Origin of the sequence: Vibrio sp. ABG19, from assembly GCF_029962385.1 — a bacterium.
Lineage (GTDB): Bacteria > Pseudomonadota > Gammaproteobacteria > Enterobacterales > Vibrionaceae > Vibrio > Vibrio ostreae.
In genome coordinates, this window is sequence record NZ_CP071708.1 from 2,363,065 (window position 1) to 2,387,868 (window position 24,804).

At 48.9% G+C, this 24,804-nt stretch carries 21 protein-coding genes; 16 read left to right on the top strand and 5 right to left on the bottom strand.

What is annotated here, in order from left to right; genetic code table 11:
• Positions 1-37: 37 nt before the first annotated feature.
• Both J0X00_RS17125 and J0X00_RS17130 read right to left on the bottom strand, forming a co-directional pair.
• Complete coding sequence (locus tag J0X00_RS17125) at positions 38-1,375, bottom strand: sigma-54 dependent transcriptional regulator (protein WP_282477296.1); 1,338 nt, start codon at positions 1,373-1,375, stop codon at positions 38-40.
• On the bottom strand, positions 1,368-3,218 hold the full coding sequence (locus tag J0X00_RS17130; RefSeq protein ID WP_136484260.1) for a sensor histidine kinase: 1,851 nt from the start codon (positions 3,216-3,218) through the stop codon (positions 1,368-1,370). The genes J0X00_RS17125 and J0X00_RS17130 overlap by 8 nt, the downstream gene beginning before the upstream one ends.
• A gap of 513 nt (positions 3,219-3,731) precedes the next feature.
• Between J0X00_RS17130 and tig the strand changes: the two genes are divergently transcribed.
• The 13 genes from tig to pyrF all read left to right on the top strand — a co-directional run bounded on the left by tig (position 3,732) and on the right by pyrF (position 18,364).
• Positions 3,732-5,036, top strand: coding sequence for a trigger factor (gene tig / locus J0X00_RS17135; RefSeq protein ID WP_136484259.1), 1,305 nt, complete (start codon positions 3,732-3,734; stop codon positions 5,034-5,036).
• A 107-nt stretch (positions 5,037-5,143) separates the two neighbouring features.
• Entirely contained in the window at positions 5,144-5,770 is a 627-nt protein-coding gene (gene clpP / locus J0X00_RS17140; RefSeq protein ID WP_136484258.1) for an ATP-dependent Clp endopeptidase proteolytic subunit ClpP, read from the top strand.
• 83 nt (positions 5,771-5,853) lie between these two features.
• Positions 5,854-7,134, top strand: a complete 1,281-nt coding sequence (clpX, locus tag J0X00_RS17145) for an ATP-dependent protease ATP-binding subunit ClpX (protein ID WP_136484257.1) — start codon at positions 5,854-5,856, stop codon at positions 7,132-7,134.
• Positions 7,135-7,254: 120 nt separating this feature from the next.
• On the top strand, positions 7,255-9,609 hold the full coding sequence (lon, locus tag J0X00_RS17150) for an endopeptidase La (RefSeq protein WP_282477297.1): 2,355 nt from the start codon (positions 7,255-7,257) through the stop codon (positions 9,607-9,609).
• Between the two features lie 190 nt (positions 9,610-9,799).
• Positions 9,800-10,072, top strand: a complete 273-nt coding sequence (locus J0X00_RS17155; protein WP_136484255.1) for an HU family DNA-binding protein — start codon at positions 9,800-9,802, stop codon at positions 10,070-10,072.
• Between the two features lie 189 nt (positions 10,073-10,261).
• Positions 10,262-12,121, top strand: coding sequence for a peptidylprolyl isomerase (gene ppiD, locus J0X00_RS17160; protein WP_282477298.1), 1,860 nt, complete (start codon positions 10,262-10,264; stop codon positions 12,119-12,121).
• Between the two features lie 135 nt (positions 12,122-12,256).
• Positions 12,257-12,568 (top strand): ComEA family DNA-binding protein, encoded by a 312-nt coding sequence (locus J0X00_RS17165; RefSeq protein WP_136484253.1) that lies wholly within the window; start codon positions 12,257-12,259, stop codon positions 12,566-12,568.
• A 291-nt stretch (positions 12,569-12,859) separates the two neighbouring features.
• A complete protein-coding gene (cmk, locus tag J0X00_RS17170) occupies positions 12,860-13,540 on the top strand; it encodes a (d)CMP kinase (RefSeq protein WP_136484252.1) in 681 nt (226 codons plus the stop codon).
• Positions 13,541-13,644: 104 nt separating this feature from the next.
• On the top strand, positions 13,645-15,315 hold the full coding sequence (gene rpsA, locus J0X00_RS17175; RefSeq protein WP_282477299.1) for a 30S ribosomal protein S1: 1,671 nt from the start codon (positions 13,645-13,647) through the stop codon (positions 15,313-15,315).
• A gap of 233 nt (positions 15,316-15,548) precedes the next feature.
• A complete protein-coding gene (ihfB, locus tag J0X00_RS17180) occupies positions 15,549-15,833 on the top strand; it encodes an integration host factor subunit beta (protein ID WP_136484250.1) in 285 nt (94 codons plus the stop codon).
• 279 nt (positions 15,834-16,112) lie between these two features.
• On the top strand, positions 16,113-16,397 hold the full coding sequence (locus tag J0X00_RS17185; RefSeq protein WP_136484249.1) for a lipopolysaccharide assembly protein LapA domain-containing protein: 285 nt from the start codon (positions 16,113-16,115) through the stop codon (positions 16,395-16,397).
• A 12-nt stretch (positions 16,398-16,409) separates the two neighbouring features.
• Positions 16,410-17,579 (top strand): lipopolysaccharide assembly protein LapB, encoded by a 1,170-nt coding sequence (lapB, locus tag J0X00_RS17190; protein WP_218563303.1) that lies wholly within the window; start codon positions 16,410-16,412, stop codon positions 17,577-17,579.
• An 89-nt stretch (positions 17,580-17,668) separates the two neighbouring features.
• A complete protein-coding gene (gene pyrF, locus J0X00_RS17195; RefSeq protein ID WP_282477300.1) occupies positions 17,669-18,364 on the top strand; it encodes an orotidine-5'-phosphate decarboxylase in 696 nt (231 codons plus the stop codon).
• Between the two features lie 140 nt (positions 18,365-18,504).
• On the opposite strand, the gene J0X00_RS17200 is transcribed toward pyrF, so the two are convergent.
• Both J0X00_RS17200 and J0X00_RS17205 read right to left on the bottom strand, forming a co-directional pair.
• Positions 18,505-19,281, bottom strand: a complete 777-nt coding sequence (locus J0X00_RS17200; RefSeq protein WP_282477301.1) for a tRNA isopentenyl-2-thiomethyl-A-37 hydroxylase MiaE — start codon at positions 19,279-19,281, stop codon at positions 18,505-18,507.
• 71 nt (positions 19,282-19,352) lie between these two features.
• Positions 19,353-20,117: a DNA repair protein gene (locus J0X00_RS17205; protein ID WP_136484245.1), complete on the bottom strand. Its 765-nt coding sequence runs from the start codon at positions 20,115-20,117 to the stop codon at positions 19,353-19,355.
• 297 nt (positions 20,118-20,414) lie between these two features.
• Between J0X00_RS17205 and cysB the strand changes: the two genes are divergently transcribed.
• Positions 20,415-21,389, top strand: a complete 975-nt coding sequence (gene cysB, locus J0X00_RS17210) for an HTH-type transcriptional regulator CysB (protein ID WP_136484244.1) — start codon at positions 20,415-20,417, stop codon at positions 21,387-21,389.
• A gap of 167 nt (positions 21,390-21,556) precedes the next feature.
• Positions 21,557-22,744 (top strand): methyltransferase, encoded by a 1,188-nt coding sequence (locus J0X00_RS17215; RefSeq protein WP_282477302.1) that lies wholly within the window; start codon positions 21,557-21,559, stop codon positions 22,742-22,744.
• Positions 22,745-22,879: 135 nt separating this feature from the next.
• On the opposite strand, the gene ald is transcribed toward J0X00_RS17215, so the two are convergent.
• Positions 22,880-24,004 carry an alanine dehydrogenase gene (gene ald, locus J0X00_RS17220; RefSeq protein ID WP_136484242.1) on the bottom strand — a complete coding sequence of 375 codons (1,125 nt, stop codon included), beginning with the start codon at positions 24,002-24,004 and terminating at the stop codon, positions 22,880-22,882.
• A gap of 155 nt (positions 24,005-24,159) precedes the next feature.
• On the opposite strand from ald, the gene lrp reads away from it, so the two are divergent.
• Positions 24,160-24,654 (top strand): leucine-responsive transcriptional regulator Lrp, encoded by a 495-nt coding sequence (lrp, locus tag J0X00_RS17225; RefSeq protein WP_004726475.1) that lies wholly within the window; start codon positions 24,160-24,162, stop codon positions 24,652-24,654.
• The last annotated feature ends 150 nt before the right edge of the window (positions 24,655-24,804 follow it).

The following is a 24,804-nucleotide window of genomic DNA, read 5'->3' on the forward strand; positions in this document are numbered from 1 at the left end:
AAGTATAACCTCTCACCGACAGGGTGAAGTAGGCGACTCAGTTTTTAAAGTTATCTTTGTCGATACGATATTTCTGCATTTTGTCGTACAGCGTCTTACGCGGAATATTGAGTTGTTCCATGGTGAGCTTAATACTGCCGTTACTTTCAATCAGCGCCTTTTCGATCGCAACTTTTTCAAATTCTGCCACCTGGTCGGCCAGGCTGCCGGAGCTACTGACGACCGGAGCATCATCCAATTGCGCCAGTTTACCAAGTAGCACAAAGCGTTCGGCAACGTTACGCAGTTCGCGCACGTTGCCCGGCCAGTCATGGTTCATCAAAGTTTGCAGATCCTGGGCATTGAGCGCAGTCGCCGCTTTACCATAACGCGCGGCTGCCACCAGTAAAAAGTGGTGGAACAGGGTCGCAATATCCTCTTTACGCTCGCGCAACGGTGGCAGATCGAGGGTGACGATATTGAGACGGTAATAGAGATCCTGGCGGAACGAACCTTCCATCGCCGCTTGTTTAAGATCGACCTTGGTCGCAGCAATGACACGAAAATTTAGCGGGATCAATTCGTTGGAGCCAACCCGTTCAATCACCCGTTCCTGTAGCACCCGCAGCAAGCGAATTTGCGCCTGCATCGGCATTGATTCGATTTCATCCAGGAACAGAGTACCGCCCTGGGCGTGTTCAAATTTACCGATTCGTTTGTTGTCAGCGCCGGTGAACGCGCCTTTTTCATGGCCGTATAATTCACTCTCAATCAGATTTTCCGGCACCGCCCCGCAGTTGACCGCGACAAAGTTTTGCTCTCGGCGTGAACTCTGCTCATGCAGTGAACGGGCAATCAGTTCCTTACCGGTACCGGTTTCGCCAAACAGCAGAATGTCGGCATCGGTGTCGGCGACGGTGGCGATGGTATCACGCAGGGACTGGATACTGTCGGTATCACCGATAATGCGCGGCCCCAGGGTCTGGCTCGCTTTCAGGCTGCGTTTAAGTTGCTGGTTTTCTAAGGTCAGTTTGCGTTTATCTATCGCCCGGTTGACGGTTTCAATCAGCCTTTCAGGAGAAAACGGTTTTTCAATAAAATCGTAGGCACCGTCGTGCATGGCCTGAACAGCCATTGAGATATCACCGTGGCCGGTAATCAGGATCACCGGCACATCCGGATCCTGATGATGAATCGAGGTCAGCAAGTTCTGGCCGCTCAGCCCCGGCAGGCAGATATCGGTGACCACAACCAGGGGCATTTCCCCTTGTTTTATTGCCAGTAATGCTTCTTCTGCGCTGGCAAAATAGCGCGCTTCAATATCCGCCAGTTCAAAGCTCTGTTCGATAGCGATACGAATGTCGGTTTCGTCATCGATGAAAAATACGTCACACATCCTGACTTCCTTGGGTAGTTACTTGTGGTATTGAATCAGCAGAGGGGGTCAGGCTTGGCTGACGGGGTGCAATGATCGGAAGACGAATCGTAAACCGGGCACCCCCAAGCGGCGCGGTGCTGACATCGAGTTCACCGTCCATACTCTGGACAATCTGTTGTGAGATAGACAGCCCGAGTCCGAGACCATTCTGCTTTGTGGTGAAAAAGGGCTCAAACAGCTGAGCTCGTTTGTCTTCACTGATGCCCGGGCCATTGTCGTCAACATGGATATAGGCCCGCTGATTATCCCGGGTTAAGGTGAGATGAACCTGTCGTTGCGCCTGATCTGCCACAGCCTGCATTGCATTAGTCAGTAGATTAATCAGCACCTGCTCGAGTTGTATCGGGTTGATACTGACCCAGACCGGTTGCGGTGGCGTGCTGACCTCAAATTTAACACCTTGCGACTTAAACTGGGCCTGCATCAGCTCTTTGGCGTAAACCACAATCGGTTGTAATTGAGCGTCAGCCCGTTCTTCACTGCTGCTTTTACGCGCGAACGATTTGAGTTGTTCGCTGATCTTGGCCATACGTTCGGTCAGAGCGGAAATGCGGGTCAGATTTTCATCGGTACGCTCCGGTTTGCCGCCGGCGAGAAAGCGGCGTCCGTTGTCGGCAAAACTGCGAATCGCCGCCAGCGGATTGTTCAGTTCATGACTGATGCTGGCCGACATCTGGCCGAGGACGGCTAGTTTCGCAGCCTGGATCAGCTCATTCTGAGTCTGACGCAGGGCGTCTTCGGTCTTAATCCGTTCCCGGATTTCGGCATGCAGTTCAGCAGTCCGCTCCATGACCTGGAACTCAAGCTTCTGTTTTGCTTCGAGCTGCAACTGGTCAATCTGGCGCTGACGCTGTTTACGGTGCTGATTAAGCAACAGCGCCAGATAAACAATGATAAACAACATGGTTAAAATCATGATCAGTCCGAATACGTCCCAGAACACCTCAATCTTGGGGGACAGGACATGGATGGTCAGTTGTGGTGAGGTCAGGCGCCGGCTTGATACGATAAAGTCGCCTTTCATCCAGCCCTGGCTGGGGTTTTTCCATTCACTTTGCGCGGCAGAAAAATCGCCTTGCAGACCAAGAGAAATGATGGGCTGATTGAGATACTGACGGCTGTTGCGGATCGCATCGCGGGTCTGTTCATTGAGGGTGGCGACGCTTTTGAACAGCCAGTCAGGCTGGCTGGACATGAAAACCACTTGATTGACATCGGTGGCGACAAAATAGCTGTTGCGGCTTTGCCAGTTCTCTTCGATCGCTGATAAGTCCATCTTCACTACCACCACACCGAGAATTTCAGCCGCGTATACCACAGGATAGGCGTAGTAGTAACCGCGTTCACCTGAGGTGGAGCCCAGGGCGAAATACTGGCTGCTGTTGCCCTGAATGGCCTGATAAAAATAGGGACGCCAGGCAAAGTTACGTCCGATGAAGGTGCGTTCAAGGTTCCAGTTGCTGGCCGTTAAAGTATTGCCATAAGCGTCAAGCAGGTAGGTGTCTGCGGCCTGGATGACGTCGTTGACCTGCTCCAGATAGCGATTGGTGATTTCGAGCTGAGCCGTATTGTGCGGATTGAGCAGGGCATCAATTAACTCTTTGTCTTTTGACAGCAGACGCGGGATGTGAGCGTACTTGTCCAGCTTGGTGACGATGTGACTGGAAAACTTATCCAGCTCCGATTGCTGCTCGGTGAGCAGGCTCTGATACTGGTAACGCCAGGCCAAATGGGCGCAAACCGCGGTGACCGTAATAAATACGATAAAAAACAGTATACTGAGTCGGCGAATCGATAACATCCTGTTGTCCCGCGTGGTGTTTAAGCCCGGCCTCCATGATACTGGGAGTTGGCTGTCGAGTGGTTTAAAAGATGGTAAATTGCGAGCACAAAACAAGAGCAAGATCTCTTTTTGGGCTTTTGCAGAAAAAAAAGCCTCGATTCCCTTGAAAAAGCCTTTATTGTCCCCATTTCATGGCAATCACACTTTGGTTTGATGGATTTTTTAGCACTCAGTTGACTTTTTAAGACATTGACCTTTCTCTGACCGGGGATTAGCTCGACAGCCATACTTCTGGTCGGTAGAATGCGGCGTCTAAATTTTTGTCCTGAGACTAATCAGAGATACCGTTGGCTGCTCATTGCGGCAAAGATATCACTCATTAGTCCGGTATTGAGGCCACAAGCGCTTGAATACCGATGCTCAATAATTACAGTTAAGTGCTCTTACGGGTACCACACAAGGATGCAGCCAGAACCGGGTTCTGGCTCATGACGCTCAGGAATACTGAGCCAGTTTTGAGGTTTATAAACAATGCAAGTTACTGTTGAAACGCTAGAAGGCCTAGAGCGCCGTCTTAATATTACTGTTCCTGCTGCTAACATCGAAGATGCAGTATCAGCTGAACTACGCAACATCGCGAAAAACCGTCGTTTCGATGGTTTCCGTAAAGGCAAAGTGCCGATGAAGATGGTTGCTAAGATGTACGGTAAAGCAGTACGTCAAGACGTTCTTGGTGAAGTTATGCAACGTCATTTCATCGAAGCGATCGTAAAAGAAAAGATCAACCCAGCGGGCGCACCAACGTTTGCTCCAGTAGCTAACAATGAAGGCGAAGATCTAGTATTTACAGCGACTTTCGAAGTTTACCCAGAAGTTGAACTGAAAGGCCTGGAAAACATCACTGTAGAAAAACCAACTACAGAAATCACGGATGCAGACGTAACTGAAATGCTGGACACTCTGCGTAAGCAGCAAGCTTCTTGGACTCAAGTTGACGAAGCAGCAGCAGAAGGCAAACGCGTAACTATCGATTTCGTTGGCTCTATTGACGGCGTTGAATTCGAAGGCGGTAAAGCTGAAAACTTCCCTCTGGAAATGGGCGCAGGCCGCATGATCCCAGGTTTTGAAGACGGTATCGCAGGTAAGACTGCTGGTATGGAATTCGAAATTGACGTGACTTTCCCAGAAGATTACCACGCAGAAAACCTGAAAGGTAAAGCAGCTAAGTTTGCAATCAAAGTAAGCAAAGTTGAAGCTCAGGAACTGCCAGAACTGAACGACGAATTCGTTGCTAAGTTCGGTGTGGTTGAAGGTGGCGTTGACGCACTGAAAGCTGAAGTTCGTAAGAACATGGATCGCGAACTGAAGCAAGCGATCAAAGCTCGCATCAAAGATCAAGCTCTGGAAGGTCTGGTAAAAGAGAACGACATCGACGTTCCTTCTGCTCTGATTGATCAAGAAATCAACGTACTGCGTCAGCAAGCTGCGCAGCGCTTCGGTGGTAACGTTGAAGCGGCTAACCAACTGCCACGTGAACTGTTCGAAGAGCAGGCAAAACGTCGCGTAGTAGTAGGTCTTCTGCTGGGTGAAGTGATCAAAGCTGAAGAACTGAAAGCAGACGAAGAGAAAGTGAAAGCGCTGATCGAAGAGATGGCGACTGCTTACGAAGATCCTTCAGAAGTGATTGCTTACTACGAGCAAAACCCACAAATGATGGACAACATGCGTAACGTTGCTCTAGAAGAGCAAGCAATCGACGCAATCATTGCTAAAGCAAACGTAACTGAGAAAGCAGTTAGCTTCAACGAGCTAATGAACCCTCAAGTTGCTGCTTAATAAGCAAGTTCTCGTGTAGAAAGGTTGACGAGACGTTAACTATTCTGCTAACAATGGTCCGTGTGATTGCCCATCATCCGGGCCATTTATTTTAGGGACATAAGACTATGAGCTACCAAGAAAAAAATGCAATGTCGCCAATCATTGACGCGCTAGTACCCATGGTGGTCGAACAAACTTCTCGTGGTGAGCGCTCATACGACATCTATTCTCGCTTATTAAAAGACCGCGTGATTTTTTTAACTGGTCAAGTAGAAGATCACATGGCGAACCTTGTCGTGGCTCAACTGCTTTTCTTAGAATCTGAAAACCCTGATAAAGACATTTTCCTTTACATTAACTCTCCGGGTGGCAGTGTAACTGCGGGTATGTCGATCTATGACACCATGCAGTTTATCAAGCCAAACGTGAGCACACTGTGTATTGGTCAAGCTTGTTCAATGGGGGCGTTCCTGTTAGCTGGCGGTGCGCCAGGTAAACGTTACGTGTTACCGAACTCGCGTGTCATGATTCACCAACCACTGGGTGGTTTCCAGGGTCAGGCGTCGGATATTCAGATCCACGCTCAGGAAATCCTGACCATTAAGAATAAGCTGAACCACTTGCTGGCAGAACATACCGGCCAGCCTTTGGAAGTGGTTGAACGTGATACTGACCGAGACAATTTCATGTCTGCCCAGCAGGCAGTAGATTATGGTCTGGTGGACGCAGTTCTGACCCATCGTGGCGAGTAACAGTTCTGGGAATTGTTTAACGCAATTTGGTTCAAATTGTTATACACTCAAACCATAGAGAGTAAAGGCTAAGAGGTTAGCGAATGACAGACAAAAGCAAAGAGGGTGGTAGTAGTAAACTGCTGTACTGCTCTTTCTGTGGCAAAAGCCAGCACGAAGTTCGCAAGCTAATCGCAGGTCCTTCTGTTTACATTTGTGACGAATGTGTCGACTTATGTAACGATATTATCCGTGAAGAAATTAAAGATGTTCTGCCTAAGAAAGAGTCGTCGGCGCTTCCTACGCCACGTCAAATTCGTGAACATCTGGACGACTATGTGATTGGCCAGGAACACGCTAAAAAAGTGCTCGCGGTTGCAGTATATAACCACTACAAGCGTTTACGTAACGGTGATACAACAAGTGAAGGCGTAGAGCTGGGCAAGAGTAACATTCTGCTGATCGGTCCGACCGGTAGTGGTAAGACTCTACTGGCTGAAACGCTGGCTCGTTTCCTTGATGTACCGTTCACGATGGCAGATGCTACGACGCTGACTGAAGCAGGTTATGTGGGTGAAGATGTTGAAAACATCATCCAGAAACTGCTGCAGAAGTGTGACTACGACGTTGCGAAAGCAGAGCGTGGTATCGTCTACATCGATGAAATCGATAAGATTTCACGTAAAGCTGAAAACCCATCTATCACCCGTGATGTATCTGGTGAAGGTGTGCAGCAGGCGCTGCTGAAACTGGTTGAGGGGACCGTCGCTTCCGTTCCGCCACAAGGCGGTCGTAAGCACCCGCAACAAGAGTTTCTGCAAGTAGACACGTCTAAGATCCTGTTTATCTGTGGCGGTGCATTCGCTGGCCTGGATAAAGTGATTGAACAACGTGTGGCAACCGGTACCGGTATCGGTTTTGGCGCAGAAGTCCGTTCGAAAGATCAAAGCAAATCCGTGGGTGAACTTTTCACTCAGGTTGAACCGGAAGATTTGGTGAAATACGGTCTGATTCCTGAATTCATCGGTCGTCTGCCAGTTACGGCGACGCTGACTGAACTGGATGAAGAAGCGCTGATTCAGATCCTGTCAGAGCCTAAGAACGCACTGACTAAACAGTACTCGGCGTTGTTTGAGCTTGAAAACGTGGACCTGGAATTCCGTGAAGATGCACTGCGTGCCATTGCCGCTCGCGCAATGAAACGTAAAACCGGTGCACGTGGCCTGCGTTCTATCCTTGAGAACGTGCTGCTGGAGACCATGTATGAACTGCCTTCGATGAACGAAGTTGAGAAGGTGGTGATTGATGAGTCTGTGATCAACGGCGAGTCTGACCCGCTGCTGATCTACTCTGGTAGTGAAAGCCAGGCTGCCGGCGCAGAGTAAATCCCGTCACTAAATGAGAAAAAGGAGGTAATTATTACCTCCTTTTTTTTATTCTGTCATTGAATCCAGTCAGTTAGCCCCCATATACTGCGATATATAGAAAGCAGAAGAGAGAAAAATATGAACTTGGAACGTTCCGAGCGTATCGAGATCCCAGTACTACCTCTGCGCGATGTGGTGGTCTATCCACATATGGTGATTCCTCTGTTTGTTGGTCGCGAAAAATCGATTCAGTGCCTGGAAGAGGCAATGGATAACAACAAGCAGGTTCTTCTGGTCGCTCAAAAGCAACCGGAGACTGACGAACCTAAAATCGCCGATCTGTTCGAAGTCGGCACGGTTGCCACCATTCTTCAGTTGTTGAAGCTACCTGACGGTACCGTGAAGGTGTTAGTGGAAGGTCAGCAGCGCGCTAAAATTCACCAATTTCATGAAGGCGAGTTCTTCTCGGCAGACGCCGAGTACTTGCTGACACCAGAACTTGATGAAAAAGAGCAGGAAGTGATTGTTCGCAGTGCGATCAATCAGTTCGAAGGCTTTATCAAGCTCAATAAAAAGATTCCGCCGGAAGTGCTGACGTCACTGAATGGTATCGATGAGGCCGCTCGCCTTGCTGATACTATCGCTGCGCATATGCCACTTAAACTGGTCGACAAGCAGAAAGTATTGGAAATTCTGGACGTGTCGGAACGTCTGGAATTTTTGATGGGTCAGATGGAGTCAGAAATCGACCTGCTTCAGGTTGAGAAACGCATCCGTGGCCGAGTTAAAAAGCAGATGGAAAAATCTCAGCGCGAGTACTACCTGAATGAGCAAATGAAAGCGATTCAGAAAGAACTCGGCGAGATGGATGACGCGCCGGATGAGTTTGAAGCTCTGCAGAAGAAAATCGAAGACGCGAAGATGCCTAAAGAGGCACGCGAGAAGACCGAGCAGGAACTGCAAAAGCTGAAAATGATGTCGCCGATGTCAGCCGAAGCGACCGTGGTACGCAGTTATATCGACTGGATGGTCAGCGTGCCTTGGAACAAACGTTCCAAAGTGAAAAAAGACCTGACCAAAGCGGAAGAGATCCTTAATGCAGACCACTATGGTCTGGATCGCGTGAAAGAACGCATCCTTGAGTACCTCGCCGTGCAGAGCCGAATCAATAAGCTGAAAGGTCCGATTCTGTGTCTGGTTGGTCCTCCGGGTGTCGGTAAGACGTCGTTGGGGCGTTCTATTGCATCGGCGACGGGGCGTAAGTATGTGCGTATGGCGCTGGGTGGCGTGCGTGACGAAGCGGAAATCCGCGGTCACCGCCGTACCTATATCGGCTCACTGCCGGGTAAATTGATCCAAAAAATGTCGAAAGTCGGGGTTAAAAACCCGCTGTTCCTGCTGGATGAAATCGACAAGATGGCATCCGACATGCGAGGCGATCCGGCGTCAGCTCTGCTGGAAGTACTGGATCCGGAACAGAACAACTCGTTCAACGACCATTACCTGGAAGTGGATTACGATTTGTCGGACGTCATGTTTGTGGCAACGTCCAACTCAATGAACATTCCAGGCCCGCTTTTGGACCGTATGGAAGTGATTCGTTTGTCGGGTTATACCGAAGATGAAAAACTCAACATCGCCAAGCGCCACCTGGTTAACAAACAGATTGAGCGTAACGGCCTCAAAGCCGGTGAAATCGAGATTGAAGATTCAGCCATCATTGGTGTGATTCGTTACTACACCCGTGAAGCGGGCGTGCGTAACCTGGAACGCGAAATCTCGAAAATCTGTCGTAAGGCAGTGAAGAAGATTCTGCTGAACGGCGGTACCAAGCAAGTGGTGGTGAATCAGGAAAACCTGAAGGAATTCCTGGGCGTACAGCGTTTTGACTACGGTAAAGCGGATGAATTCAACCGTGTGGGTCAGGTGACTGGTCTGGCCTGGACTGAAGTTGGCGGCGATCTGCTGACGATTGAAGCGCAGTCAATGCCGGGTAAGGGCAAGTTGACGCAGACCGGTTCGCTGGGCGATGTGATGCAGGAGTCTATCCAGGCAGCCATGACCGTGGTTCGCTCACGTGCTGACAAACTGGGTATCAATCCTGATTTTTACGAGAAGCGTGATATTCACGTTCACGTCCCTGAAGGTGCGACCCCGAAAGATGGCCCGAGCGCGGGTACGGCGATGTGCACTGCGCTGGTTTCCAGCCTGACCGGTAATCCGGTGAAAGCGGAAGTGGCGATGACGGGTGAAATCACTCTGCGTGGTGAAGTACTGCCTATCGGCGGCCTGAAAGAAAAACTGCTGGCTGCTCACCGTGGTGGTATTAAAACTGTGCTGATTCCTAAAGATAACGAGCGCGACCTGGAAGAGATTCCGGAAAACGTCATCGCAGATCTTGAGGTGATTCCTGTGCGCTGGATTGATGAAGTGCTGCAGGTAGCGCTGGAAAATGACCCGACTGGTGTCGAGTTTGGCGCTAAAAAAGAGTGATGTGCAGCAAAAATAAGTAAAAGTTTACGCTGATAGGTCTAAAAAGGCTTGTCAGCGTTTTTTTTGGGCGCTAACGTTACTCACTAAGTCTTGAGCCCAGTTGTAACAAGGCTTTAGGCCAGTTTTTACATTAATGGAACGAAATAGGCACCGAACAAAATAATAATTGGTGGCCGAAGGGGAATTCACAGTGAATAAAACACAATTAGTAGAACAAATTGCAGCAAATGCTGATATCTCAAAAGCTTCAGCTGGTCGCGCACTAGACGCATTCATCGACGCAGTTAGTGACACTCTTCAATCAGGTGATCAGGTGGCTTTGGTTGGCTTTGGTACATTCGCAGTTCGCACTCGTGCAGCTCGCACTGGCCGTAACCCTAAAACAGGTGAAGAAATCCAAATCGCAGAAGCTAAAGTACCTGCGTTCAAAGCTGGTAAAGCGTTGAAAGACGCTTGCAACTAATCGGTTCATCGGTTGCGACCCATCAGTTTTTAATCAAATAGAATGATTTTGGCCGTTTAGAGGCAAAATTAATTCGAACCTTTTGAAATTATGCGCATCATACTGATGCGCATTTCTTTTTCTGATATTATCGCGCTATTCAATTTTTGGCTGAAGTGTGTCACTTCAAACCCGGAGAGCAGTAAAACTATGATGGATCGATTACGCGAAGGCGTGAACAGCATCGCGGTAAAAATTATCCTTGGATTAATCATCCTTTCTTTTATCTTCGCAGGGGTAGGTAACTACCTGATTAGCGGCAGCAATAATGCAGCAGCCAAAGTCGGCGGAACCGAGATTGCGCGCGGCGAATTTGAACAAGCTTACCAAAACGAACGTAACCGTATGCAGTCGCAGTTGGGTGATTACTTCTCCAACCTGCTGGCGGACCCGTCGTACGTCGCATCATTCCGTAAATCTGTCCTGGATCGCATGGTTAACGACCTGCTGCTTGAGCAGCATGCTGAATCTCTGGGTCTGCGCGTGAGTGATGACCAGGTACGTCAGGCGATTCTGGACATGCCTCAGTTCCAAAACGAAGGCAAATTTGACCAGGATATTTACCAGTCTGCGTTACGTCGTGCTGGCTTCTCACCGGATTCGTTTGCTGAGTATCTGCGCCGCGACATGGTGCGTAACCAGCTGGTTTCTGCGCTGCAGGGCAGCGAATTTACCCTGCAGGGTGAAGTCACTGCGCAAGGTGAACTGGTTGCTCAAACGCGTGACATCCGCACCATTACCCTGTCTCCGCAGGAGTTTTCTAAAAACGTGAAACTGACGGATGACGAGATTACCCAGTACTACAAAGAGAATCCGGATAACTACACTCGTCCGGAGCAGGTAAAACTGGCGTATATCGAACTTTCTGCCGAGCAGCTCAAGAGCGATTTGGCGGTCAGCGACGAGCAGGCCAAACAGTACTACCAGGAGCACCTCGACAAGTACTCTTCGGCAGAACAGCGTAAAGTCAGCCACATCCTGATTCAGGGCGACGATGAGAAAAAAGCGCAGGCGATTCTTGACGAGCTGAATGGCGGTGCAGATTTCGCGACACTGGCACAAGAAAAATCGGAAGACATCGGCAGCGCACAGGACGGTGGTTCACTGGGTTGGATCGAACGTGACACGATGGACCCGGCATTTGATGCTGCGGCATTTGCCCTGCAAAAAGCCGGTGATGTGTCTGGTCTGGTCAAATCTGACTTTGGTTACCACATCATCAAGCTTGATGAGCTGAAAGCTCCGGTTGCCAAACCTTATGAGGAAGTGGCTGAGCAGATCAAAACTGAGCTGACCGACCAGCAGGCAATTGATCGTTACTACGAACTGCAAACTGAGCTGCAGAAAGTAGCTTTTGAATCGCCGGATTCACTTGATGACGCCGCCAAAGCAGTGTCAGCCAAAATCGAAAAGACCGATTTTGTCTCTGAGCAGGATCTGCCATCAGTGCTGAATAACCCAAGCGTGATTCAGGCGATTGACTCTCCGGAAGTGAAAGAAGACGGCCTGAACTCAGAAGTGATTGAAGTCGCTCCTGAACATGTGGTTGTGGTTCGTGTTGAAGAAGCGCGTCCGCAGGTGGTTCTGCCACTGGATGAAGTAAAAGATCAGGTTGTTGCTGAACTGTCTAAGCAAAAAGGTCAGGAGCAGGCCGAAGAGCTGGCCACGAATCTGGTTGATGCACTGAAACAGGGTGACAAATCTCTGCTGCAAGAGCATAACCTGGCGTTTGGCGAGCTTGAGATGATTGATCGTAGTTCACCACTGGCTGAAACGGTTTATGCGATGCCTAAGCCAGAGCAGGATGCTGTGACTTACTCGCAGACCACAGATTTTGATGGCAACGTCGTGGTGGTTGAGCTGAACAAAGTGGAAGCGAAAGTGAATGAGCAGTATCAGGATCAGATTGGCGCTCAGCTTTCCCGTATCGGCACCCAGCAGGACTTGTCTGGTGTGATCAGCGTACTGCGTGATAATACCGATATCGAATATTACCTTGCGAGCCAGTAATGGCTGTAGTGTAACTGAGATGTTTAACAGAATGGGCTGCGAATGCAGCCCATTTTACTTTGTCGTGTTGGCGTTAGATGCGCCTTTCCGCTTCCCCTATTATCGGGGCTCATAACCTAACAAGGAGAGTCCACGATGAAACTTAAATCTTTACTGTTGTCTGCATTACTGGCGTTGAGCTGGCCTGCTGCAAATGCATTGGCTGCCGCAGAAGAGAATCCGGTGCAAGCCGAAACGTCACAGGGTATCGAAATCACGGTGAATGTTAACTCAGCTTCTGCCGAAGAGATCGCGACGCTGTTGTCCGGGATAGGGCTGAAAAAAGCGCAAGCCATTGTTGATTACCGACAGGCTAACGGACAGTTCCAAACCAAGCAGGATCTGACCAAGGTTAAGGGGATAGGGGAGGCCACCGTGGCGAAAAACGAAGCGCGCATTCTGCTCTAGGCCTTTAGTCAGAAGATCCGCTATTGGGCCATGTGCAGGTTTTTGCGGTCAAGAGTACGTTGCGACTGCTCTTTTCTAAAGTCTTGCTCTGTTGCTATTGTCTGTTACCTGCCACAGCCCATAATGAGAAAAAACTCAGATCCCAGATCTGAGTTTTTGTTTTCTGTTTTGTAGCAAAATATAACCGTTTACCCAATCCTGCCTAGCACCCGGAGACGATTCCAACTATAATTTGCCGCCGGTAAATCGCAGACAGAATCCGTCGCGAACAAAAACAAAGTGGAGTAAAACATGTCCTCTCAAACACCGGTGATTACCGTTGATGGACCAAGCGGAGCGGGTAAAGGTACGCTTTGCATGCTGTTGGCTAACAAACTCGGTTTTCATCTTTTAGATTCTGGTGCCATTTATCGTGTGCTGGCTCTGGCTGCCATTCATCACGGTGTCGATATCGAATCAGAAGATGCACTTGTGCCGCTGGCAACGCACCTTGATGTCCAGTTTATTGCGGAAGGCGATCTCGTCAAAGTGATTCTGGAAGGCGAGGATGTGTCGAAAGAGCTGCGCAAAGAAGAGACCGGAATGGCAGCCTCAAGAGTCGCTGCTTTACCACGTGTTCGTGAAGCATTGTTGCGCCGTCAACGTGCATTTGCCGATGAAAAAGGTCTGGTTGCGGATGGCCGCGATATGGGAACGGTTGTCTTCCCGCAGGCTGAAGTGAAAATTTTCTTGGACGCCAGTGCCGAAGAGCGTGCACGTCGTCGATTCAAGCAGTTGCAACTGAAAGGGCTTGATGTTAAATTTGACGCCCTTTTAAGCGAAATCCAAGAGCGTGACGATCGTGATCGTAACCGCCCAGTGGCTCCATTACGCCCTGCAGAGGATGCGCTGTTGCTTGATTCTACCGAAATGTCTATCGACGAAGTGGTAGAAAAGGCACTACAATATATCGAATCGAAGCTGGCGGAATAAACCACGTCAGTTAAGAGCGTTGGTCGCAAGGATGATGACCGGCGAATTTAATAACCCCATGTGGTAGGACACCCGTGGTAGTTTACTTATTGAAGATTAATTAAATGACTGAATCTTTTGCTCAACTCTTTGAAGAGTTTCTAAACGAGACTGAATTCCAACAAGGTACTATCGTTAAAGGTACTGTAGTTGCTATCGAAAACGGCTACGTACTGGTTGACGCTGGTCTTAAGTCTGAGTCTGCAATCCCTGCTGAACAGTTCAAGAACGCTGCTGGCGAACTTGAAGTTGAAGTTGGTTCTGAAGTAGACGTAGCACTTGACGCTGTTGAAGACGGTTTCGGTGAAACTCAACTTTCTCGTGAGAAAGCGAAACGTCACGAAGCTTGGATCGTTCTTGAGAAAGCTTACGAAGAAGCTGAAACTGTTGTTGGTATCATCAACGGTAAAGTTAAAGGCGGTTTCACTGTTGAACTGAACGGTATCCGTGCATTCCTGCCAGGTTCACTGGTTGATGTACGTCCTATCCGTGATACTGCTCACCTGGAAAACAAAGAGCTAGAGTTCAAAGTAATCAAGCTGGACCAGAAGCGTAACAACGTCGTTGTTTCTCGTCGTGCTGTTATCGAATCTGAAAACAGCGTTGAGCGTGACGAACTTCTTGAGACTCTGCAAGAAGGTACTGAAGTTAAAGGTATCGTTAAGAACCTTACTGACTACGGTGCATTCGTTGACCTTGGTGGTGTTGACGGTCTTCTGCACATCACTGACATGGCTTGGAAACGCGTTAAGCACCCATCTGAGATCGTTAACGTTGGTGATGAAATCACAGTTAAAGTTCTTAAGTTCGACCGTGAGCGTACTCGCGTATCACTAGGTCTGAAACAGCTGGGTGAAGATCCATGGGTAGCAATCGCTAAGCGTTACCCAGAAGGTCACAAACTGACTGGTCGTGTTACTAACCTGACTGATTACGGCTGCTTCGTTGAAATCGAAGAAGGCGTTGAAGGTCTGGTACACGTTTCTGAAATGGACTGGACTAACAAGAACATCCACCCATCTAAAGTTGTTAATGTTGGCGACGAAGTTGAGGTTATGGTTCTGGATATCGACGAAGAACGTCGTCGTATCTCTCTAGGCCTGAAACAGTGTAAAGCTAACCCATGGCAGTCATTCGCTGAGCTACAAGCTAAAGGCGACAAAGTAACTGGTAAGATCAAGTCTATCACTGACTTCGGTATCTTCATCGGTCTTGACGGCGGCATCGACGGTCTGGTTCACCTGTCTGACATCTCTTGGAACGTTCCAGGTGAAGAAGCAGTACGTGATTACAAGAAAGGCGACGAAATCTCTGCAGTAGTTCTAGCAGTAGACGCAGAGCGTGAGCGCATTTCTCTGGGCGTTAAGCAAATGGAAAATGACCCATTCAACGCTTACGTTGCAGACAACAAGAAAGGTGTTCTGGTTAACGGTACTGTAACTGCAGTTGACGCGAAAGGCGCAACTATCGAGCTGGAAGACGGCGTTGAAGGTTACATCCGTGCATCTGAAGTTTCTCGTGACCGCGTAGAAGATGCGACTCTGATCCTGAACGTTGGTGACAGCGTTGAAGCGAAATTTACTGGTGTTGACCGTAAGAACCGCGTAATCAACCTGTCTATCAAAGCGAAAGACGAAGCTGAAGAGCAAGAAGCAATGGCATCTATCAACAAGCAAGATGACGGCGCATTCGGTAACGCAATGGCTGACGCTTTCAAAGCAGCTAAAGGCGAATAATTTAATTATCGCTGAATAAAAAGGAGCCGTAAGGCTCCTTTTTTTATCTTGCTTGACCACACACTTGAAAGCCTCTGTTTTTAAGCTCTACAGCGTGCTGACACAGTCAACGGCTGATTTGAGTGATGAAAAGATTTAGTTAAGTTTGAAATCTTTTCCTACAATATTAAGCAAGTGTTTGTTGGAACTGAGAATACTGACTATAATCAGGTAAAAACTCGAAGAGGGAAACTATGACTAAGTCTGAATTAATTGAAAGACTCTGTGCCGAGCAAACCCACTTGTCTGCGAAAGAGATCGAAGACGCGGTGAAGGACATTCTTGAGCACATGGCGAAAACCTTAGAAGATGGGGAACGCATCGAAATTCGTGGTTTCGGTAGTTTCTCTTTGCACTATCGTGAGCCTCGAGTCGGACGTAATCCGAAAACCGGTGAGAAGGTGGAATTGGAAGGTAAGTACGTTCCTCATTTCAAACCAGGTAAAGAGCTTCGTGAGCGTGTAAACGAAGCTATCTGATTTAAGTAGCGAATTTTGTTAAAGCGGCATACTGTCTCAGTGTGCCGCTTTTTTGCGATCTGATGTCGTGCCCGGCCTGTCAGTGCTATCCAGACTATGGTGAGATCCCGGATTGGTGTTGAATTAAACACACTCTTTATCGGGCAGCGGTTAATGCGTCTACATACGCTGCAAAAATACGTTTAAAAGCGCTGAAGTACCGATAATAGCCATGGTTTGTCAGGCTGTTTTCCTGCATAATCAGGGTGCTTGTATTCGTGAATAGATAGGTAATGGATTATGAAAATAATAAAAATCGTGGTGTTACTTGCTCTCTTCCTGATTGCGTTGGCATTAGGCTCGCAGAATCAGGAGATAGTGACTTTCAATTATCTGCTGGCACAGGGCGAGTTCCATTTATCTACCCTTCTGGGTTCAGTGTTTGTGGTTGGTTTTCTGATTGCCTGGCTCATTTTTGGCAGCATGCATTTAAAATCACAACTTGAAATTCGCAAGCTAAACAGAAAGCTGAAAAAACAGTCATCGGCCAACGACGTTTCAGAGCAGAAAGCGAATATCGAATAAGGTCGTTTTTAGATGTTAGAAATCCTCTTCTTGTTATTGCCAATTGCTGCCGCTTACGGGTGGTATATGGGTAATCGTAGTGCCCAGCAAGACAAGCAGAAACATTCCCACCAAATTTCCCGTCAGTACGTGACGGGTCTTAACCTGCTGTTGTCTGATCAGTCAGACAAAGCGGTTGATCACTTTATTGAACTGTTGCAAGTCGACAATGAAACCATTGATACCCACCTGGCGTTGGGTAACCTGTTTCGTTCGCGCGGCGAAGTGGATCGCGCTATCCGCATCCACCAGAATCTTATCTCCCGCTCCGGGCTGACCATAGACCAGAAAAATCTGGCGTTGCAGCAACTGGCTAAAGATTACATGGTGTCCGGTTTTCTGGATCGGGCTGAGAAAATCTTTGAGCAGTTGGTCGATGAGCCGGAACATCGTGAGTCGGCGCTGCAACAACTGGCGTCTATCTACCAGCAAACCCGTGAATGGCATAAAGCTATTGATGCCGCGCAGGCACTGGTCAAGATGGGCCGTAAACGGATGAAAACCAGCATTGCCCATTACTGGTGTGAGCTGGCCATGCTGGAAAAAGCAGACAGCAATAACAGCAAAGCGATTAACCTGTTTAAAAAGGCCTTGCAGGAAGATCCTAAATGCGTGCGAGCCAGCATCTCTCTGGGTAAGCTGCATCTCGAGAATGAAGAGTATGACAAAACCATTCAATACATGGAAAAGGTGCTCGAACAGGATATCGATTTCATTGGTGAAGTCCTGCCGACACTGGCGGAATGCTATCACCACCTCGGCCGTGAGCAGGAACTGGTTCAGTTTCTGCGTGAATGTATCTCGAACAAGGCAGGGGTATCTGCGGAGCTGATGCTGGCTCAACTGGTCGCGCAACATGAAGGCGTGGCTTCAGCACAGGAGCTATTAACCCGTCAGCTGGTTAAAAACCCGACCATGAAAGGCTTTTATCGCCTGATCGATTACCATATTGCCGAAGCGGAAGAGGGCCGTGCCAAGGCCAGTTTGTCGACTTTGCAAAAGTTGGTTGGTGAGCAGCTCAAAGTCAAACCGCATTATCGTTGCCGCCGCTGCGGTTTTTCTACCCATTCACTATACTGGCATTGTCCTTCATGTAAGGGGTGGGGTTCGATCAAGCCGATTCGAGGCTTGGACGGAGAATAAATAATGATTGGCCTTACGCCGGTTGTTTCAGATTTGCAGCTTGTATGAGCTGCATTTTTATAGGCTAAAAGCATATCTTAGGAGTAGAAATGAACGACCAGAAAGTGATCGTTGCACTGGATTATGACAACCAAGCGGATGCCCTGGCATTTGTCGACAAGATCGACCCTGCCAGTTGCCGGTTAAAAGTCGGCAAAGAGATGTTTACGCTCTTTGGTCCGGAATTCGTTCGTGAACTACACAAAAGGGGCTTTTCGGTTTTTCTGGATCTGAAATTCCACGATATCCCAAATACCTGTTCCAAAGCGGTTCGTGCTGCTGCTGAACTGGGTGTCTGGATGGTCAATGTTCACGCCAGCGGTGGGGAACGCATGATGACCGCATCACGCGAAATTCTTGAGCCCTACGGTAAAGATCGTCCGTTGCTGATCGCAGTCACTGTGCTGACCAGTATGGAACAGAGCGACCTGGCCGGGATCGGTTTGGATGTCGCACCTGCGCAGCAAGTGATGCGTCTGGCGACTCTGACCAAGAATGCGGGTCTGGATGGCGTGGTGTGTTCGGCACAGGAAGCGTCAGTGCTGAAACGGGGCCTGGGTAAAGAGTTCAAACTGGTGACTCCGGGTATTCGCCCTGCGGGCTCTGATGCGGGTGACCAGCGCCGTATTATGACGCCATATGAAGCGCTTCAGGCAGGGTCGGATTACCTGGTTATCGGTCGTCCAATCACTCAGGCCACCGATCCGGCCAAAGTTCTGACGGCGATTAACGCCTCGCTGGTGTAAATCTTTGCTAGGCTCGGACAAAACGAAAAAGGTCAGCTCACAGGCTGACCTTTTTACTGCCTGGCTTTGCATAGCCAGGCAGTGAGTCTTCTGTTTCACACTAGCTTCTGTTTCACACGGGCTTCTGTTTAACGCAGGCCTCAGTTTAACACTGGCTTACCGCTGTGAAATTTAAAATCACTGTCCGGCGAGCGAATCAATTCTGCTTCTATCTGGCCAAAATAGGCAATGCGCTGTGAAATGTCTGTCCCGGCAATCTGCTCAGCCAGCCTGAGGTAATCCTGATAATGACGCGCTTCTGAGCGCAGCAACGAGATATAAAATTTGGCGATATCATCATCGAGGTGAGGTGCCAGGCGCGCAAAGCGCTCGCATGAGCGGGCCTCAATGTACGCACCGATGATCAGTTTGTCGATCAGGGTTTGCGGCTCATGGGTTTTCATATGCGACAGCAATCCTTTGGCGTAGCGGCTGGCCGGAATTGATTCGTAACTGATGCCTCTGCTGTGCATGATTTCCAGTACCTGATAGAAGTGGTGCAATTCTTCTTTGATCAGTAATACCATCTTATCAATCAGATCCTGGCTGTAGGGCGAATCTGATTTGGCCATGATAGCCTTGGAGATCTGACTTTTGCCTTTCAGCGTCTCAATGCTGCCAATGTTGCGATAGGTAAAGTCTTCATAAGGTTTAAACCAGTCGAGCAGCGAGTGCTGGCTCTGTTGGTCTACCGCATACTTACGAATCAGATACATGGCTGACTGGCCTGCCTTGAGCTCACACATCAGGTGATCAAGCAGAATGACCGGCAGGTTGTCCGGCTTACGCGCTTCCTCTATCCATTCAACCGGGGTCTCGCAATGCAGAAACTGATGGATAGGCTCGAGAAGTTTTTCAATCGCAGGGGTATTTATCATGGTCGCAACAATAACAAAGGCCGCCTTGGCGACCTTTGTGTTAATTAATCGGTTCGAAAACGGCTAGTATATTACCATTTTTTCTTTTCGCCAAAGAGCATGTCCATGTCGTGCTGGCGTTCGCTTTCTTCTTTCTTCTCCAAATCCGCCGCATTTTTGCTCTGGCGACGTTTTTCGAGATCGTCGTACATGGTTTGCAGCTTTTCCCGAGCCTGTACCGAATAGCTGTCGCTCTTCGAACTCAGAACATCAAGGCCTTTGCGCAGCAGTTGTACTGCTGTTCCTGGCTGACCACGCACAATCGAGTCGTTGGCGCGTTTAATCACGTTCTCGATGTTGATGCGAATTTGAATGGTCTCCAGGCGTGCATTTTCTGCCACATAAGCCTGAGTTTCAAAACGGCCTTTATTGTGTTCACTGCGAATAGTATCGCGCAGACGCTTCACCAGTTTGAGCATCACAATCGCCTGTTTATCGCTGCTTGGCACTTTAAAGGTTGTACTCTCACTGCCGGAATGATTTTGCTGCAGATTGTTGATCTGCTCTTTCATGTTCTCGATGCGCTGCGCCAGTTGCTTGTTCTTCGGATCGAGTTCGTACATGTTTTGCAGTGCGTCGAGAATCCGGTTGTTAAGGCACACCAATAACTCTTTGCTGTAGGGCAAATGGTGCGCATTACCGATGAGATCCTCAGTGGCATCGATGATGGTCAGGTAACGGGATGACTCTTGCTTCTTCGCGGTTTCAACTTTGACTTTGTACTGAAGCATGATGTTATAGCCCAAAACCAGCACCAATAAGATGGCAATCAGAGCGATAATTAAACCGATATTCATATAATCCGTGTCTTCATTTTCAAAGGCCTATTGACAAAGGATACACTATCCTAACTTTCTACTACACCAACAATTTTATAAATCGTATTATCGTCTGTTTATTGCGCAGACGCTTTAACGGATTGGTAACTTTGGGTGCCCGGTGGCAGTTTTTTCTTCAGTTGCTCGAAAAGGGCAGTGTTTTCAAAAACAATTTCGCCGTTCCTCTTTGAATTATGTTCTCAACGCGTTATAACTAATAATTATAAACTATGAATTTGCGATGACGTGCGTCGCTCAAAATCTACAGGGTCGGTTATGAAGTTGCAGCAGTTGAAATACATTGTTGAAGTGGTCAATCACAATCTGAACGTATCAGCTACCGCCGAAAGTCTTTATACCTCTCAGCCCGGCATCAGTAAGCAAGTTCGCTTGCTGGAAGATGAACTGGGTATCCAGATTTTTGAACGCAGTGGTAAGCACCTGACTCAGGTAACCCAGGCCGGCGAAGATATTGTCAGAATCGCAACTGAGATTTTGTCGCGGGTGGAAAGTATTAAATCGGTGGCCGGTGAACACACCCATCCTGAAATGGGTACCTTAAATATTGCCACCACCCACACTCAGGCCCGTTATGCGCTGCCGGGCGTCATCAAGGGGTTCACTGCCCGCTATCCGAAAGTCTCGCTGCATCTTCATCAGGGCAGTCCGGCGCAGATGTCAGAAGCGATAGTCAAAGGCAGCGCCAATTTTGCCATTGCGACCGAGGCCATGCACCTGTATCAGGATGCCATTATGTTGCCTTGTTATCATTGGAATCGTGCGATTGTGGTCAGCAAAGACCATCCTTTAGCAAAGAAGGAGCTGGTCAGTGTCGCTGATCTGGCCGCTTACCCGCTGGTGACTTATGTGTTCGGCTTTTCCGGCCGCTCAGAGCTGGATGCCGCGTTTCACCGTTTTGGTCTCAGTCCGCGGGTCGTGTTCACGGCCACCGATGCTGACGTGATTAAAACCTATGTCCGCATGGGGATTGGTGTCGGCCTGATTGCCAGTATGGCCGTGGACAAAGAGCAGGACAAAGATCTGGTTGCGATTGATGCCAGCCATATCTTCGGCCCGAGCGTAACCAGTATCGGTTTTCGTCGCGGTACTTTCCTGCGTTCTTATATGTTTGATTTTATGGAGCGTTTTGCCCCTCATCTGACTCGTCCTGTGGTTGAACAAGCCATTTCACTTAAATCGGGTGCCGAGATTGAAGAGATGTTCCGCGACATCGACCTGCCGGTACGTTGACGATTAGTTTGCTAAGTACTGAGTTGGTTTACGAACAATTGAATGGGTTGGTTAACGATTATCGTTGCTCGTCAACGACAGCCGTGCGGATTGTGCGGTGCAATGATTGATCTTGTAGCCGGGATTCATACAATAGCGTTCCCTGCGGCAAGGCGACACCGATGCGTATGCAAACTCTATTTCAACAGCTCGATACCTTTCTGACTCATACCCAGAATTACTGGCGTTTCGAGCCATTTCATCACAGTGCAGAGCCTGCACTGCCGTGGTCAGAGCCAAAGCTGAAAGAGTGGTTACTTGGCCTCTCTGAGCGCCAGATAGAGACATTCAAAGCGCAGCCGGATACGCTGATTGAGCAACTGGCGCCGTTTATTGCCAATCTTACTGATTTCCATACTTTGACGGCACTGCACAAGAGTCAGCACAGTGCGCCCGAGCTGACCGCTATTGAGCAGGGTGTTCCGGGCCGTAAATACGATCAGGTTCGGTTAATGGGCGGGGCAGCGTTAGCACACCATCACGGTAGTGAGTGGCTGGAGTGGTGTTCCGGTAAAGGTTATCTGGGCCGGGTGCTGGCACAAAACAGTCAGCAGCGCGTGACCAGTTTTGAGTTTCAGCAAGCGCTGTGTGAGAGTGGTCAGGCAGACGCGGACGCACTGGAACTGGAGATGCACTTTATTCAGGGCGATGCGTTTGATGGCGCGAGTCAGGCCGTTTTTCATCGGCAGCAGCACGCGGTGGCGTTGCACGCCTGCGGCGATCTGCATGTTCGTCTGATGCAATATGCCAGCCGGGCATCACTGAGTGCGATTACCTTATCCCCGTGCTGTTACCATTTGATTGAAGATGAAACGTATCAGCCACTATCACAATTCGCCCGGAATTCAGCTCTGCATCTTTCACGGAGCGAATTGCGTATTCCGCTTCAGGAAACGGTCACTGGAGGCGAACGGGTACGACGTCACCGTTTTGCTGAGATGAGTTATCGGCTCGGACTGGATGAACTGCTCAGGCATGAACTGAGCATGGAGCAATACCTGCCTGTGCCGAGCATTAAAAAATCTCAGTTGAGTGCAGGCTTTGAAGCTTTCTGCCAGTGGGCGGCGCAGCAAAAACAGCTCAGTTTGCCTGAGGTCGATTATGCGGGCTATCAGCAGCGTGGTGAGCAGCGCTTTTGGTTAATGGAACGACTGAGTCTGGTTCAACAGGGATTCAGACGTTTGCTGGAAATGTGGTTAGTGCTGGATAAAGCGCTTTACCTGAACGAGCAAGGTTACCAGGTGACCCTGAGCGAATTCTGCGACCGGGCCACAACGCCGCGTAATATCCTGATTCATGCCGTTAAGTCCGGGTGATGAAGCCGGTTTGTCAGATTTTTTTCTCATAATTAATAACTAATTTATCGAATAACGCGACGCTCCTGCCGTTCCATTGCGGCAGGAGCGTCGTCGTTTAGCTGAATTGTTTTTGCTTAACTGAACCGAATTCGTTTAACTAATCATGGTCAGCGCACGTGCCGGGTCTACGTAGTCGAGGTTAAAGTTTTCGGCGACCTGCTGACAGGTCACTTTCCCGTATATCACATTCAACCCTTTGAGGAAGCCGGGATCCTGGCTCAGTGCACGCTGGTAACCCAGGTTAGCCAGTTTGATGATATAGGGCAGGGTTGCATTATTGAGGGCAAAGGTTGAAGTCCGCGCGACCGCACCGGGCATATTGGCGACACAATAGTGCACCACATCATCGACGATAAACGTCGGGTCGGCATGGGTGGTCGGGTGGGAAGTGGCAAAACAGCCGCCCTGATCGATTGCGACATCAACCACCGCAGAGCCAGGCTTCATGGCCTTGATATGCTGCTCAGTCACCAGTTTCGGCGCTGCCGCTCCCGGGATAAGGACCGCACCGATAACCAGATCAGCATTCAGCACATGGTGTTCAATGGCATCTTCAGTAGAAAAAACCACGTTGGCCCGGCCCTGGAACTCTTGATCAAGATGGCGTAATACATCGATATTACGGTCGAGAATCGTCACATCTGCACGCAGACCGATGGCCATGCGCGCCGCGTTGGCACCCACGACGCCACCACCGAGAATAACCACTTTGGCCGGGGCGACACCCGGGACGCCACCGAGTAATAATCCACTGCCACCGCGTGATTTTTCGAGTACAAGTGCACCCGCTTGAATAGACATGCGCCCGGCGACTTCAGACATTGGTGCTAATAGTGGTAAGCGACCCATATTATCTGTTACAGTCTCGTAGGCTATGCAGACAGCTTTGCTCTTGATTAGCTCTTCAGTTTGTGGAAAATCTGGAGCGAGGTGCAAATAAGTAAATAATATTTGTCCTTCTCTGAGCATAGCTCGTTCGACAGCTTGAGGTTCCTTAACCTTTACAATCATATCTGCCTGCGTGAAAACGTCGGCGGCAGTAGGAAGAATGGATGCGCCTACGGCGATGTAATCATCGTCTGAAAAGCCGATACCGGCTCCGGCGTTTGTTTCGACAAACACTTGGTGGCCGTGTGAGAGCACTTCTCTCACGCTTGCCGGAATCATGCCCACACGATACTCGTGGTTTTTGATTTCCTTCGGTACGCCAATGATCATCCTGACTCCTTATCTTTACGTGGTTGTATTGACTATCAGCAGGTTTTTGTATCGAATTTATTGCTAGTATAGTCAGCGTTATGTGGGATTTGATACCGAATATTAAAAAGTTGTAGTATATTTTTTTGCAAGGAAGTAATAAGGTGGAATAAAAAATGGCAGACAACTATAAAAGGCCGTCCAAGGATCTAGACCGTATCGATCGCAATATTTTGAATGAATTGCAGAAAGACGGTCGCATTTCGAACGTTGAATTGTCTAAACGTGTTGGTCTTTCGCCAACACCCTGTTTAGAACGCGTTCGTCGTTTAGAACGTCAGGGTTATATTACGGGCTACACAGCATTGCTGAATCCGCAATATCTTGATGCTTCGCTTTTGGTGTTTGTCGAAATTACGCTGAACCGTGGTGCTCCGGATGTATTTGAACAGTTTAATACTGCGGTTCAAAAACTGGATGATATTCAGGAATGCCACCTCGTATCGGGTGATTTCGACTACTTGCTCAAGACTCGCGTATCCGACATGGGCGCGTATCGTAAACTGCTGGGTGATACGCTGCTGCGTTTGCCGGGTGTAAACGACACGCGTACGTACGTGGTTATGGAAGAAGTGAAGCAGACTAACCAGCTTGTTATCAAGACCCGCTAAAGAGTAAAAGTCAGAATAGTGGTACTTCTTGCCACATTCTGACTTTGTACAATTGGGTTTTTGTGCTTGATATGGTTAAATCTTCGAACAAACCGAGCGGCTTTTGCCGCTCGGACTGTTTTCACCAGACCAACCTGCGTATAGTGTTAG